The sequence below is a fragment of the Marinimicrobium sp. LS-A18 genome (assembly GCF_000463525.1).
GTDB classification, from domain to species: Bacteria; Pseudomonadota; Gammaproteobacteria; order Pseudomonadales; family Cellvibrionaceae; genus Marinimicrobium; species Marinimicrobium koreense.
Window position 1 is genome coordinate 635,218 of record NZ_AWEP01000002.1, and the last position, 14,424, is coordinate 649,641.

Annotated in this window: 11 protein-coding genes; 8 read left to right on the forward strand and 3 right to left on the reverse strand. The window is 59.5% G+C overall.

Features of this window, described 5'->3' with window-relative positions; genetic code table 11:
- Positions 1-11: 11 nt before the first annotated feature.
- From N645_RS0102805 to N645_RS0102815, 3 genes are read right to left on the reverse strand one after another with little or no spacing between them, the layout of a single operon-like run.
- Complete coding sequence (locus N645_RS0102805; RefSeq protein WP_238559185.1) at positions 12-716, reverse strand: HAD-IA family hydrolase; 705 nt, start codon at positions 714-716, stop codon at positions 12-14.
- 3 nt (positions 717-719) lie between these two features.
- The gene (gene ubiG, locus N645_RS0102810) at positions 720-1,421 is read right to left on the reverse strand and encodes a bifunctional 2-polyprenyl-6-hydroxyphenol methylase/3-demethylubiquinol 3-O-methyltransferase UbiG (RefSeq protein WP_024459998.1); all 702 of its coding nucleotides are present in this window, start codon (positions 1,419-1,421) and stop codon (positions 720-722) included.
- Between the two features lie 13 nt (positions 1,422-1,434).
- A complete protein-coding gene (locus tag N645_RS0102815) occupies positions 1,435-2,763 on the reverse strand; it encodes a TRZ/ATZ family hydrolase (protein ID WP_024459999.1) in 1,329 nt (442 codons plus the stop codon).
- A gap of 266 nt (positions 2,764-3,029) precedes the next feature.
- On the opposite strand from N645_RS0102815, the gene gyrA reads away from it, so the two are divergent.
- The 8 genes from gyrA (at position 3,030) to cmk (ending at position 14,366) form a co-directional block, all read left to right on the forward strand.
- Positions 3,030-5,600, forward strand: a complete 2,571-nt coding sequence (gyrA, locus tag N645_RS0102820) for a DNA gyrase subunit A (protein WP_024460000.1) — start codon at positions 3,030-3,032, stop codon at positions 5,598-5,600.
- 135 nt (positions 5,601-5,735) lie between these two features.
- Positions 5,736-6,833, forward strand: a complete 1,098-nt coding sequence (gene pheA / locus N645_RS0102825) for a prephenate dehydratase (protein WP_024460001.1) — start codon at positions 5,736-5,738, stop codon at positions 6,831-6,833.
- 47 nt (positions 6,834-6,880) lie between these two features.
- The gene (locus N645_RS0102830) at positions 6,881-9,100 is read left to right on the forward strand and encodes a bifunctional prephenate dehydrogenase/3-phosphoshikimate 1-carboxyvinyltransferase (RefSeq protein ID WP_024460002.1); all 2,220 of its coding nucleotides are present in this window, start codon (positions 6,881-6,883) and stop codon (positions 9,098-9,100) included.
- 103 nt (positions 9,101-9,203) lie between these two features.
- Entirely contained in the window at positions 9,204-10,115 is a 912-nt protein-coding gene (cysD, locus tag N645_RS0102835) for a sulfate adenylyltransferase subunit CysD (RefSeq protein ID WP_024460003.1), read from the forward strand.
- A gap of 203 nt (positions 10,116-10,318) precedes the next feature.
- Positions 10,319-11,731, forward strand: coding sequence for a sulfate adenylyltransferase subunit CysN (cysN, locus tag N645_RS0102840; protein ID WP_024460004.1), 1,413 nt, complete (start codon positions 10,319-10,321; stop codon positions 11,729-11,731).
- A gap of 763 nt (positions 11,732-12,494) precedes the next feature.
- Positions 12,495-12,761, forward strand: coding sequence for a helix-hairpin-helix domain-containing protein (locus N645_RS0102845; protein ID WP_024460005.1), 267 nt, complete (start codon positions 12,495-12,497; stop codon positions 12,759-12,761).
- A gap of 135 nt (positions 12,762-12,896) precedes the next feature.
- Entirely contained in the window at positions 12,897-13,604 is a 708-nt protein-coding gene (pyrF, locus tag N645_RS0102850; protein ID WP_024460006.1) for an orotidine-5'-phosphate decarboxylase, read from the forward strand.
- A 90-nt stretch (positions 13,605-13,694) separates the two neighbouring features.
- The gene (gene cmk, locus N645_RS0102855) at positions 13,695-14,366 is read left to right on the forward strand and encodes a (d)CMP kinase (protein ID WP_024460007.1); all 672 of its coding nucleotides are present in this window, start codon (positions 13,695-13,697) and stop codon (positions 14,364-14,366) included.
- The last annotated feature ends 58 nt before the right edge of the window (positions 14,367-14,424 follow it).

The following is a 14,424-nucleotide window of genomic DNA, read 5'->3' on the forward strand; positions in this document are numbered from 1 at the left end:
AGGGCCAATGCTTATCGGAGCAGCGTGTCCAGAATGGGCAGAATCTCCCGGCCGTGGTCCACGCGGTAGTCCGCGCCCCAGGCGTCGACATCGTCCCCGTCCTCGATGTAGCCATAGGCGGCGGCAATGGTGATGGCGCCGGCCTGTCGACCGCATTCGATATCGCGCCGATGATCGCCAACATACAGAATATGCTCGGGTTCACAGCCCAGATGCTTGGCGGCCAGAAACAGTGACTCCGGGTGTGGTTTGCGCTCGGTGACGTGGTCCGGGCAGATGATGCTCTGGGGGGCGGGCTGTAGATCCAACTGCTCCATGAGGGGCAGGGTGTAGGCCGCCGGTTTGTTGGTCGCAACGCCCCAGGGAATCTGCCGTTCGCCGAGAACCTGCAACAGTGTTTGCAGGCCGGGGAATAGCGCGGTGTGCACCGCCAGGTGATCGCTGTAAAGCGCCAGGAGTCGGGTTCGGAGTGTCTCGAAATCCGGGTGACCCGGCTCCACCCCAAAGGCAAGCTCAACCAGAGCTCTGGCGCCATTGGACACACTGCGCCGGATGGTGGCGTCGGCCAGGGGCGGGCGGTCGTACTCAGCCAGCAGCCGGTTTACGACAACCACAAAGTCGGGCGCGGTATCCAGTAAAGTGCCATCCAGATCGAACATCACGGCGCGAATTGGACGGTGCTCAATCGTTGAGCTTTTCTCGGACTTCTCGGTCATCGGTCAGCCCACCTGGCGGGCGTGCAGCAGGTAGTTGACGCTGACATCGTTCGGGTCCAGCTTGTAGGTCTTGGTCAGCGGGTTGTACGTCATGCCGGTCAGGATTTTCAGCTCGAGGCTGGCTGCCCTCATCCAGCGCGACAGCTCGGATGGGCGGATGAATTTGCGGTAGTCGTGGGTGCCTTTCGGCAACAGCTTGAGCAGGTACTCAGCGCCCACAATGGCAAACACATAGGCTTTGGGGTTGCGGTTGATGGTCGAGAAATACACGTGGCCACCAGGCTTGACCAGAGTGGCGCAGGCGCGGATCACCGAGGCCGGGTCCGGCACATGCTCGAGCATCTCCAGGCAGGTGACGATATCGTATTGACCGGCTTCCTGTTCGGCGAGAGCCTCGGCGGTGATCTGGTGGTAATCGATGGTCAATCCCGACTCCTGGGCATGCAGGCGGGCAACCCCCAGGGGGGCCTCGCCCATATCAATGCCGGTCACTTCAGCGCCGCGCTGGGCCAGGGCCTCGCTCAGGATGCCGCCACCGCAGCCCACGTCCAGCACCTTGCGGCCGGCGACCGGAGAGTGTTCGTCGATAAAGTTGGCGCGCAGCGGATTGATGTCGTGCAGAGGTTTGAATTCGCTCTCGCGATCCCACCAGCGGCTGGCCAGGGCCTCAAATTTGGCGACTTCAGCCGCGTCGACATTGCTCATGTTTGATCTCCGCTTAATGTTGTCCCTTGATCTGCTTGGCCCACCAGCGGGCCTTGCCGATCAATTCGCGTTCATTCAGGGTCTGCAACTGGCGACTGAGCAGCAGGGCCTTGCCGGCCACCCAGACATGGCTGACCTTATGGCCGCAGTTGGTGTATACCAGTTGCGATACCGGGTGGTATACGGGTTGCGAAGGCAAATCGCTCAACTCGATGGCGGTGATATCCGCCGACTTGCCCACCTCCAGGCTGCCGATGTGCTCGTCCAGCCCCAGGGCGCGCGCGCCGTTGAGGGTGGCCATACGCAGGGCGCTGTGGGCATCCAGAGCGTCGGCCCGACCGGCCACCGCTTTGGCCAGCAGGGCGGCGGTCTTCATTTCGCTCAGCAGGTCCAGGTCGTTGTTGCTGGCGGCGCCGTCGGTGCCTAGGGCGACGTTGATGCCCTCGTCCAGCAAACGCTGTGCGGGGCAGAAGCCACTGGCCAGCTTGAGGTTGGACTCGGGGCAGTGAACCACCTGTGCGCCGCTGTCCCGGATCAGCTCGATATCGCCCTCGTCCACCTGGGTCATGTGCACGCACTGGGTCAGGGGTGACAAGAGCCCGAGCTCGGCCAGTCGTTGAATGGGGCGTTTACCGTGCTGCTCGATGGAGTCACTGACTTCCTGGGCGGTTTCGTGCAGATGGATATGGATCGGGGCGTCCAGCTCCTGGGCCAGAGTGGCGATGCGGGTCAGCGGCTCGTCCGAGAGGGTGTAGGGGGCGTGGGGCCCAAAACCGATCCGGACCAGTTCGCTGGCGCGAAAGTCGTCGTGCAGGGCCAACCCCTTGCGGAAATAGTCCTCCGGGCCCTGGCCCCAGGCGCTGGGGGCGTCAAACACCGGAAAATTGACCTGGGCGCGCATGTGGGCCTGTTGCGCTGCCTGAGCCACCTGTTCGGGGAAAAAGTACATGTCGCTGAAGCAGGTGGTGCCGGAGCGGATCATCTCGGCCATGGCCAGTTCCGTGCCGTCGCGCACCATGTCCTCGCTGAGCCACTGGTCCTCGGCGGGCCAGATATGGCCCTCCAGCCACTGTTTCAGGGGCAGATCGTCGGCATAGCCCCGCAACAGGCTCATGGCCGCGTGACCGTGGGCATTGACCAGGCCGGGGATCAGGAGGTGGTTGCCCAGGAAGATTTCCTGTTGGGCGTCGTAGCGTTTGTCGGCTTCTTCCTGGGGTACCAGCGCCTGAATGACGCCTTTATCGACGACCAGGGCACAGTGCTCAAACACCCGGTTTTCCGGCACCACGGGCGCAATCCAGCGGGCTTTGATGATCAGGCTGACGGTTTGCGGGGCTGACATAAAAGGAATCCTGAATACAACTTTGTCCAAAGGCCGCCAGTATACTCTTATTGGCCGCTGGCATGCAGGCCCTCTTCGCTCGAAAAACGCCCTGAAATCACCCCCTTAGCCGGTTTTTATGGTAGTATTCCGCCCTTTGTGCGGCAGCCTGGATACTGCCCCGACAGGCCCCAGAGGGCCCGTTGGGCACGGCTCGGGGGGCTTTATTGGCCTCTCTGGTAAGGGTTGCTTCTCCGACGTTTGATAATAAGGAACTCAGCGAGTCCATGGGCGAATTAGCGAAAGAAGTTTCACCCGTCAACATCGAAGACGAACTCAAACAGTCCTATCTCGACTACGCCATGAGCGTAATTGTGGGGCGGGCCCTGCCGGATGTGCGCGATGGCCTCAAGCCGGTGCACCGGCGCGTTCTGTTCGCCATGAGCGAGCTCAAGAACGACTGGAACAAGCCCTACCTCAAGTCGGCCCGTGTGGTCGGTGACGTCATCGGTAAATACCACCCGCACGGCGACTCGGCGGTGTACGACACCGTGGTGCGTATGGCTCAGCCGTTCTCCCTGCGCTATATGCTGGTGGACGGGCAGGGCAACTTCGGCTCCATCGACGGCGACAGCGCCGCCGCCATGCGTTATACCGAAGTGCGCATGGCCAAAATCGCCCACGACCTGCTGGCGGACCTGGACAAGGAAACCGTCGATTACGTCGACAACTACGACGGCACCGAGCGCATCCCCGATGTGCTGCCCACCCGTATTCCCAACCTGTTGGTCAACGGCTCCTCTGGTATTGCCGTGGGTATGGCCACCAATATCCCGCCCCACAACCTGAAAGAAGTGGTGCGCGGCTGCCTGGCGTTGATCGACGATGAAGACATCAGCATCGATGACCTGATGGAGCACATCCCCGGGCCGGACTTCCCGACGGGGGCGATCATCAACGGCCGCGCCGGTATCGTGCAGGCTTACCGCACCGGCCGTGGTCGTATCTACGTGCGCGCCAAAGCGGAAGTGGAAGAAGATCCGAAAACCGGTCGCGAGACCATCGTGGTGCACGAAATTCCCTACCAGGTGAACAAGGCGCGTCTGATCGAAAAGATCGCCGAGCTGGTCAAGGACAAAAAGATCGACGGCATCAGCGAATTGCGCGATGAGTCGGACAAGGATGGCCTGCGCATCGTGATTGAGGTCAAGCGCAACGAGTCCGGCGAAGTCCTGCTCAACAACCTCTACGCCCAGACCCAGCTGCAGACCGTGTTCGGTATCAACATGGTGGCGCTGGTGGATGGCCAACCGAAGCTGTTGAACCTCAAGCAACTGCTCGAAGCCTTCGTCCGTCACCGCCGTGAAGTGGTGACCCGTCGGACCGTGTACCTGCTGCGCAAAGCGCGCGAGCGGGGGCATATCCTCGAAGGTCTGGCGATGGCCATCGCCAACATCGACCCGGTGATCGAGTTGATCAAAGCCTCGCCGTCACCGGCCGAAGCGAAAGAAGGGCTGATGGCCCGGGGTTGGGACATCAGTCAGATGTCCGCCTTCCTGGAGCGGGCGGGCGACGACGCCTGCAAGCCGGAAGATCTGGGCAAAGAGTTTGGCGTACACGACGGCGCCTATTACCTGTCGGCCGCCCAGGCGCAAGCGATTCTGGATCTGCGCCTGCACCGCCTGACCGGCATGGAGCACGACAAGCTGCTGTCCGAATACGAAGAGAAGCTCGAGCAGATCGCCGGTTTCCTGGATATTCTGAACCGTCCCGAACGTCTGCTGGAAGTCATCCGTGAAGAACTTGAGCAGGTGATGACCGACTATGGCGATGATCGTCTGACCGAAATTACCGCCTCTACGCTGGATCTGACCACCGAAGACCTGATTGCCGAAGAGAATCGGGTGGTGACCATTTCCCATAATGGTTATGCCAAAACCCAACCGCTGGACGATTACCAATCCCAGCGTCGAGGTGGTATGGGCAAATCGGCCACGGCGGTGAAGGATGAGGACTTTGTTGAACACCTGCTGATTGCCAGTACCCACGACACGATTTTGTGTTTCACCAATGCCGGTAAAGTCTATTGGCTCAAGGTGTATATGATTCCTGTGGCAGGGCGTCAATCCCGCGGGCGTCCGGTGGTGAACCTGTTGCCGTTGGAAAGTGACGAGCGGATCACCTCGATTCTGCCGGTCAAGAATTACGACGCGGACCATTTCATCTTCATGGCTACCCGTCGCGGCACGGTCAAGAAAACGCCGCTGGATCAGTTCTCCCGTCAGCGCAGTGTCGGCCTGAAGGCCATCGAGCTGGATGAAGGTGATTCGCTGGCGTTTACCGCCATTACCAATGGTGACTGCGATGTGATGCTGTTCTCCAGTAGCGGTAAAACTGTGCGCTTCAAAGAGTCCACCGTACGCTCCATGGGCCGTGTGTCACGTGGTGTGCGCGGTATTCGTATGGACGACGAGTATCAGGTCGTTGGCATGGTGATTCCGCAGGAGGGCGGTAAGGTGCTGACGGTCAGTGAACACGGCTATGGTAAGCGCACCCCGGTGGAAGAGTTCCCCACCAAAGGGCGCGGTGCCCAGGGCGTGATCGGCATGCAGACCACCGATCGTAACGGCTCGGTAGTGGGCGCCGTGCAGGTGCTCGACGGCGAAGAGATCATGATGATCACCGACATGGGCACGCTGGTGCGCACGCGAGTGGACGAAGTCTCGGTATTGAGCCGAAACACCCAGGGTGTGCGTCTGATTCGCCTGAAAGAAGGTGAGCACGTCAAAGGCGTGGAGCGCATCGAAGAAGACGAAGAAAGCGGCGAGTCCCTGGTAGAGGACGACGCCGAAAACTGATGCACCTGTCACGGTACGTGTAGGGCGGGTAAGGCCAAAGGCCGCACCCGCCGTCACCCCAGCGTCCAAGCGACAATGCACAAACACGACGACAGGCACCCAACGGGTGCCTTCTCAATGGTAAACGATGCTTCTATGAACGAATCTGAACAACTGAAGGTGCTGCGCGATCGCATTGATTCGATCGACGATCAGATCGGCAAACTGATTTCCGAGCGGGCTCAGTGCGCCCAGGATGTGGCGGAAGTCAAAAAGAGCGCAAACCCGGAAGAGGCGGCGAAAAGTTTTTACCGTCCCGAGCGTGAGGCCCAGGTACTGCGCAAAGCCATGGAGCGCAATCAGGGGCCTTTGAGCAACGAGGAAATGGCGCGCCTGTTTCGGGAAATCATGTCGGCCTGCCTGGCCCTGGAACAGCCGATCAAAGTGGCGTTTCTGGGGCCGGAGGGCACCTTTACCCAGCAGGCGGCACTCAAGCATTTCGGTCATTCCGCCATTGCCATGCCGTTCTCGGCCATTGATGAAGTGTTCCGTGAAGTGGAAGCCGGAGCGGTCAATTACGGCGTGGTGCCGGTGGAGAACTCCACCGAGGGTGTGGTCAATCACACCCTGGATAATTTCATGACCTCCAACCTGAAAATCTGTGGGGAAGTGGAGCTGCGGATTCATCAGAATCTGTTGATATCCGATGTCACGCACGTGAAAAATATCAGCCGTATTTACTCCCACTCCCAGTCGTTGGCCCAGTGCCGAAAATGGTTGGATGCGCATTACCCGAACGCCGAACGCATTGCTGTAAGCAGTAACGCGGAAGCGGCCAAGCGTCTGAAAGGGGAGTGGAATGCTGCCGCCATTGCGGGCAGCATGGCCGCCGAGCTGTACGGGTTAAAAGTGTTGGCCGAGAAGATTGAAGATGAGCCGGATAACTCCACGCGGTTTTTAATCATCGGTACCGAGTCCGTTCCCGCCAGTGGTGACGACAAAACTTCCCTGGTGGTGGCCATGCGCAATGAGCCGGGCGCACTGCACAACCTGCTCGAGCCATTCCACCGTCATAATATCGATCTGACCCGGGTTGAGTCCCGCCCGGCGCGCACCGGTGCCTGGACCTACGTGTTCTTCATCGACTTCAGTGGTCACGCCCAGGACGCGGAAGTGAGCAAGGTGCTCAACGAAGTGTCGTCGCGGGCGGCGGACCTGAAGTTGCTCGGTTCCTATCCGAAAGCGGTTCTTTAAGGGCAGTCATGGCGGTCACTTCTGAGGAGCACACAGCGTCTGATTCGATGCCGGTCATCGGCAAATTGGTGGTGGTCGGTCTGGGATTGATCGGCGGCAGTCTTGCCATGGGATTGCGCCAGCGGCACGCCTGTCGTGAGGCCATCGGGGTGGTTCGCCGCCCGGACGCGGGCCGCAAAGCCATTGAGCTGGGCGTAGTGGATCGGGTGGTGGATGATCTCAGTGCTGTCGCACCCGAATTGGGCGAGGGCGATGTCATTTTTATCGCCGTGCCGACCCTGGCGGTGGAATCGGTGCTGGCCGCCATTCGCGATCAGGTGTCGCCGGCGGTGACCATTACCGATGGCGCCAGTGTCAAAGGCAGTGTGCGCTCCGCCGCAGAATCGGTTTACGGGCAAAGCCCTGCCCAACTGGTGCTTGGCCATCCCATTGCTGGCTCCGAGCGCAGCGGAGTGACCGCATCCAACCCGGATCTGTATGAAAACCACCGCGTTATCCTGACGCCGCTGCCCGAGACCGGCGCCGTGCATCTGGAGCGGGTACGGGCCCTGTGGCAGGCCGTCGGTGCCGAAGTGCTGGATATGTCCGTCGAAGAGCACGACCAGGTGCTCGGCGCCACCAGCCATTTACCTCATGCCATCGCCTATTCACTGGTTGATACCCTGGCAGAGGATATCGGTAACCCGAACATCTTCCGCTATGCCGCCGGCGGCTTTCGGGACTTTACCCGTATAGCTTCCAGTGACCCGGTGATGTGGCACGACATCATGAAAGCGAACCGGGGCGCGGTTCTGGATTCGCTGGATCTGTTTATCGACAACCTGACCCGGTTGCGCGCGGCCATCGACCGTGAAGACAGCGAGTATCTGCTGGGCATCTTCACCCGAGCCAAAGCCGCCCGGGACCATTTCACCAATATTCTGGCCAAGAGAGCGTTCATACCAGCCATGACCACAGGAAAAATAGATTACCTATTGCAACCCGGCGGCGCCGTGACCGGTACCATTCGGGTGCCGGGCGACAAGTCGATTTCCCACCGTTCGATCATGCTCGGCTCGCTGGCCGATGGCGTGACCGAAGTGGAAGGCTTCCTGGAAGGGGAGGATGCTCTGGCGACGCTACAGGCGTTTCGCGATATGGGTGTGGTGATTGAAGGGCCGAGCGAAGGCCGGGTCAAAATTCACGGCGTGGGCCTGCACGGCCTGAAGGCGCCCAAGAAGCCGCTGTATATCGGTAACTCCGGCACCACCATTCGCCTGATGTCGGGCATTCTCGCCGGGCAGGCGTTCGACAGCGAAATCAGCGGCGATGAGTCTCTGGCCAAGCGTCCCATGGATCGCGTTGCCAACCCGCTGCGTGAGATGGGGGCCGTGGTTGATACCGCTGAAGGCGGTCGTCCGCCGCTCAAGATCAAGGGCGGGCAGGCGTTGAAAGGCATTGATTACCAACTGCCCATGGCCAGTGCTCAGGTGAAATCCTGCGTGCTGCTGGCCGGGTTGTATGCTCAGGGCACCACCCGGGTAACCGAACCGGCGCCGACCCGTGATCACACCGAGCGCATGTTGACCGGTTTCGGTTACGAGGTGAAGAAAGACGGCGCAGTGGCTGAGCTCACTGGCGGCGGTCATCTCACCGCCACCAAAATTGAAGTGCCGGCGGACATTTCTTCGGCCACCTTTTTCATGGTGGCGGCGAGTATTGCGCCCGGCTCTGACCTGACGCTGACCCACGTCGGCATCAACCCCACGCGGGTGGGCGTGATCAATATTCTGAAGGCCATGGGTGCAGACCTGACCTTGAGCAACGAGCGCACCGTCGGCGGTGAGCCCGTAGCCGATATCCGCGTTCGCTATGCGCCGCTGAAAGGTATTCACGTACCGGAAGATCAGGTGCCGCTGGCGATTGATGAGTTTCCGGCGCTGTTTATCGCCGCCGCCTGTGCAGAGGGCGAGACGGTACTGACCGGCGCGGAAGAGCTGCGGGTGAAAGAGAGTGACCGTATCCAGGCGATGGCGGACGGTCTGACCACCTTCGGTATCGATGCCAGGCCCACTCCCGATGGTATTGTGATTCAGGGCGGCACCATGGGCGGCGGTGAAGTGGAAACCCACCACGACCACCGCATTGCCATGTCCTTTGCCATCGCAGCGCTGCGGGCCACGCAGCCAATCCGGGTCAAGGACGCCACTAACGTGGCCACGTCATTCCCGACCTTCGTGGAACTGGCCAAACAGACCGGAATATCCTTAGAAGTAATCGATCATTAAAGGACGGGGCGCATTACTCTATAATGCGCCTTACTTCGAATCCCAGTCACCCAAGGGCGGGTGAGTCTCGTGCTTGTCCCGCCCCCAAAAAGTGTTGAGCGGAATGTCAGACAAATACAATCTTACCCACCTGAAACAACTGGAAGCGGAAAGCATCCATATCATTCGCGAAGTGGCGGCGGAGTTTGATAACCCCGTGATGCTGTACTCCATCGGCAAGGACTCGGCGGTCATGATGCACTTGGCCCAGAAGGCGTTCTACCCGGGCAAGCCGCCGTTCCCGCTGATGCACGTCGACACCACCTGGAAGTTCAAGGAAATGATCGAGTTCCGCGAAAAGCGCGTGAAGGAACTCGGTTGGGATCTGATTGTGCACATCAACGAGGAAGGGGTGAAGATGGGCGTGGGCCCCTTTACTCACGGCAGCGCCAAGCACACCGACATCATGAAAACCCAGTCGCTCAAGCAGGCGCTGGACAAGTACAAGTTTGATGCCGCCTTTGGCGGCGCCCGTCGCGATGAAGAAAAGTCCCGGGCAAAAGAGCGCGTTTACTCCTTCCGCGACAAGCACCACCGCTGGGATCCCAAGAACCAGCGTCCGGAGTTGTGGAACATCTACAACGGTCGGGTGGACAAGGGCGAGAGCATTCGCGTGTTCCCGCTGTCGAACTGGACCGAGCTGGACATCTGGCAGTACATCCACCTTGAGAACATACCGCTGGTGCCCCTGTATTTCGCAGCCAAGCGTCCGGTGGTCGAACGTGACGGCACCTGGATCATGGTAGACGATGAACGTATGCCGCTGGAGCCGGGCGAAGAGCCGGAAATGAAAATGGTGCGCTTCCGCACCCTGGGTTGCTACCCCCTGACCGGTGCGGTGGAATCCGAAGCGACCACGCTGCCGGAAATCATTCAGGAAATGCTGCTGACCAAAACCTCCGAGCGCCAGGGCCGCGTGATCGATCACGACAGCTCCGGCTCCATGGAAAAGAAAAAGCAGGAAGGGTACTTCTAGGTTGGGTAACGGCGGATGCGCGCTTTGCGCTTATCCGCCCTACGCTGAGATGCGGAGGTTACGGCCTGTTACGGAAGTTGCGTAGGGGCCGAGCGCAGCGGTATTGGTCCGCGCATCCGCCGTTACCGTACGTAAAATCTTCGCCGTAACCCAACTGGACGGCCCCAAAAAAATCGACTTCAAGACCAAGGTAACTGAACACCATGAGTCACCAAAGCGAATTGATCGAAACCGATATCGACGCCTATCTCGAACAGCACGAAAACAAAGAGCTGTTGCGTTTTCTCACCTGTGGTAGCGTCGACGACGGCAAAAGCACCCTGATTGGCCGCCTGTTGCATGACTCCAAAATGATCTACGAAGATCAACTGGAATCCATCAGCTCGGACAGCAACAAGTACGGCACCACCGGTGAAAAAGTGGACCTGGCACTGCTGGTGGACGGCCTGCAGGCCGAACGCGAACAGGGCATCACCATTGATGTCGCCTACCGCTATTTCTCCACCGCCAAGCGCAAATTCATCATCGCCGACACGCCGGGGCACGAGCAGTACACCCGGAACATGGCCACCGGTGCCTCCACCTGTGACCTGGCGGTGATTCTGATCGACGCGCGCCACGGTGTCATGACCCAGACCCGTCGTCACAGCTACATTGCGTCGCTGCTGGGCATCAAGCACATTGTGGTGGCCGTGAACAAAATGGACCTCGAAGGCTTCAGCGAAGAGGTCTACAACCACATCAAATCGGATTACCTCAACTTCGCCGAAAAGTTGGGAATGACTGACGTTCAGTTTGTGCCCATGTCCGCCCTCGAGGGCGACAATGTGGTCAATCGCAGCGAACGTTGCGACTGGTACACCGGCCCGACTTTGATGGAAATCCTGGAAAACGCACCGGTCATGGCCGAGCGCAACTTCGAGGACTTCCGCTTCCCGGTCCAGTACGTGAACCGGCCCCACCTGAACTTCCGTGGTTTCTGCGGCACCATCGTCTCCGGAATCGTGAAGGTGGGTGATGAAGTCAAAGTATTGCCGTCGGGCAAGAAGAGCAAGATCAAATCCATTGTCACCTTCGATGGTGATCTGCAGGAAGCCTTTGTCGGGCAGGCTGTGACCATCACCCTGGAAGACGAAATCGATGTCAGCCGTGGCGATATGATTGTCCACTCGGCGGACAAGGTTGAGCAGACCAATCACCTCAAGGCACACCTGGTCTGGATGAACGAAGACGCGGGCGAGCCGGGCAAGGAATATCTGTTCAAATTCGCCAGCAAGCTGGTCTCGGGGCATATCGATAACCTGGAATACCGGGTCGATGTGAACACCCAGGAGCACAAGCCGGCGGACAAACTACAATTAAACGACATTGCCGTATCCGAGTTGTCGTTCAGCCAGCCGGTGGTGGTGGATGCCTATCCGAATCATCGGATGAGCGGCTCGTTTATCGTGATTGACCGACTGACCAACCTCACCGTCGGTGCCGGCATGGTCATCGAAGGCCTGCGCCGCACCAAAACCAGCCACCACCAGTTCAGCGAATTCGAACTGGAGCTGAACGCCCTGGTACGCAAGCACTTCCCTCACTGGGATGCCAAGGATTTGAGTAAATTGTAGGAATTCGTTACTTCGAACAGGGGTGCTGCGACAGGGTGTATTGTTGCGAGACACGCCGTGAACCCATGACGTGAATGGAATCACTAATGCCGCGGTGGCACGGATGCCATGGAGCGGCCCATGGGGGCTCGTCACCCGCCGTCCAGGCGGGTGACGGTCTCGCAACAATACACCCTGTCTCCGCAGTGCCAGCTTCACGTTTCGGGAAATAGCACCTACAAGATGTTTACGGAGCAGAAGAGTGTTTCGTAGGGTGGATATAGGGCGCAGCCCTGTCATCCACCATTTTACAGTTGCCGCTATAGTCCCGTAGGTCGGATTAGCGCGTAGCGCGTAATCCGACATCTTGTGTCAAAGTCAACGTCGGATTACGCTCCGCTAATCCGATCTACGCGACCGGGCCTCCAGTGGGTGCTAGTTCCCGAAACGTTCAGTGACCCCCGCGGAGGTTGGGCATACCCTTGTGAGACCGTCACCCGCCTGGACGGCGGGTGATGAGCCTACACGGATGTATTTACGGCGTGTCTCACAAGGGTATGCCCAACCGCAGCACTCTGATACGAAGTGCATCTACAAGAGAATCAAAGAAGCCTTCACAACCATAATGTGATCCCTATCAAATCTCAGAATTTTGTCGGCAATTTCCTACAAAACGCCGCGCACATTTCCCCTACGCGCCACGCGTCTCGCTGAATAATCTGGTTCCCACGTCGTCGGACGACGTTTACTGTTTACTCAACAAACCAAGCAAAAGGAGTTCATCATGAAACTGATCTCATCCTTCCTGTGTTCCGTCGCCCTGCTGTTCAGCGTTGCGGCTTATGCTGCACCCGAGGCGCCCGTCAACATCAATACCGCCGATGTGGAAACCCTCGCCCAACTCGATGGAATCGGCACCAAAAAAGCCGAGGCCATCGTTGCCTGGCGCGATGCCAATGGTGAGTTTGTCAGCCTGGATCAGTTGGTGGAAGTGCGGGGCATTGGCGAAGCGACCATTGAGTCCAACCGCGACCATATGACCCTGAACTGACCCCGGGATGACCTGCGACGGTCACCCAGGCACCTCCCTCAGCAACGATTAGACGCTGCAATTTGATGCCAAATTTGCTTTAATGGCAGCCCGGATTCACTGAATTCGGGCTTTTTTTGTGCATAGGGGGAAAACATGCCCAATCCCGAGGCTCCACGCATTGTCGTTGCCATGGATTACGACAACGCTGACGACTGCCTGACCATGGCGCGTCGGCTCTCACCGGAGAACTGTCGGCTCAAGGTCGGCAAGGAACTTTTTACCCGTAGCGGTCCCGCCGTGATCGAGCAACTCCAGGGGCTCGGGTTCGATATTTTTCTGGATCTGAAATTCCACGACATACCCAACACGACGGCGGGCGCGGTGCGTGCGGCGGCCGACCTCGGCGTATGGATGGTCAATGTTCACGCCAGTGGCGGAGAGCGCATGATGAGCGCCGCCCGCGAGGCTCTGGACAAAGTCTCCGGTCGCCGCCCGCTGCTGATTGGGGTCACGGTACTGACCAGCATGACCGAAGCGGATCTGCGCTCGACCGGCGTCGACCGATCCCCGATGGAACAGGTCCTGCATCTCGCCGATCTGAGCCATAAAAGTGGTCTGGATGGTGTGGTATGCTCGGCTCAGGAAGCCCGGGCGTTGAGCGAGCGGCATGGTCCGGATTTTTGTCTGGTCACCCCCGGCATTCGTCCCGCCGACAGTGCGGCGGATGATCAGCGTCGGACCCTGACGCCGCAGGAAGCCATTGCCGCCGGGAGCCATTACCTGGTGATTGGTCGACCGATTACCCGGGCGCCCGACCCCATTGCGCGCTGTCGGGAGATCGCTCAGAGCATTGCCCCCTGAGGCACGGCTTGAGCGCGCCGATCCGAGTGTTGTGATCCGGGTCGGCGAGTAACCCCAAATCTGAATGTTCAAGACCGCTAAGGAACCCCTGTGACCGAAAACAGTCCCATCCCGGTAATTGCGATTGACGGCCCCAGCGGGGCGGGAAAAGGTACGCTGAGTCGGCTGGTGGCCAATCGCCTCGGGTATCATCTGCTCGACAGTGGTGCCCTTTATCGGCTGACCGCGCTGGCCGCCATGAACGCCGGCGCTGACCTGGATAACCCCGATGCGGTGGCCGCGGTGGCCCGTCATCTGGCGGTGCGGTTTGACACGGCCGGTGAAGACACGCGAATTTTGCTGCAAGAGCAGGATGTGTCCCGGGAAATTCGTACCGAGGCTGTCAGCATGAACGCCTCTCGGGTGGCGGCTTATCCGCCGGTCCGGGAGGCCCTGTTGCAGCGCCAGCGCGACTTCCGGCAGGCACCGGGCCTGGTCGCCGATGGGCGGGATATGGGGACCACGGTCTTCCCTGATGCCGGCGTCAAAATCTTCTTGACCGCCAGTCCAGAGGCACGTGCCGAACGCCGCTACTTGCAGTTATTGGAAAAAGGCGAGAAAGTGGATATGGACGCCTTGGTGGCGGATATCCGCGAGCGGGACAAGCGGGACAGCGAACGCGCCGTGTCACCCCTCAAGCCCGCCGATGATGCCCACCTGGTGGACAGTACCGAGCTGACCATCGAGCAGGTGCTCGAGAGAATTTTAAGCTATACCCGCTAGCCGGGTGGGGCTGGCACCCATGGGGTGCCGGAGCAACGATGACAAATAACACAAACCG

Coding starts and splice junctions, on each gene's coding strand:
- N645_RS0102805 (WP_238559185.1), bottom strand. CDS start 716: ATGACCGAGAAGTCCGAGAAAAGCTCAACGATTGAGCACCGTCCAATT.
- ubiG (WP_024459998.1), bottom strand. CDS start 1,421: ATGAGCAATGTCGACGCGGCTGAAGTCGCCAAATTTGAGGCCCTGGCC.
- N645_RS0102815 (WP_024459999.1), bottom strand. CDS start 2,763: ATGTCAGCCCCGCAAACCGTCAGCCTGATCATCAAAGCCCGCTGGATT.
- gyrA (WP_024460000.1), top strand. CDS start 3,030: ATGGGCGAATTAGCGAAAGAAGTTTCACCCGTCAACATCGAAGACGAA.
- pheA (WP_024460001.1), top strand. CDS start 5,736: ATGAACGAATCTGAACAACTGAAGGTGCTGCGCGATCGCATTGATTCG.
- N645_RS0102830 (WP_024460002.1), top strand. CDS start 6,881: ATGCCGGTCATCGGCAAATTGGTGGTGGTCGGTCTGGGATTGATCGGC.
- cysD (WP_024460003.1), top strand. CDS start 9,204: ATGTCAGACAAATACAATCTTACCCACCTGAAACAACTGGAAGCGGAA.
- cysN (WP_024460004.1), top strand. CDS start 10,319: ATGAGTCACCAAAGCGAATTGATCGAAACCGATATCGACGCCTATCTC.
- N645_RS0102845 (WP_024460005.1), top strand. CDS start 12,495: ATGAAACTGATCTCATCCTTCCTGTGTTCCGTCGCCCTGCTGTTCAGC.
- pyrF (WP_024460006.1), top strand. CDS start 12,897: ATGCCCAATCCCGAGGCTCCACGCATTGTCGTTGCCATGGATTACGAC.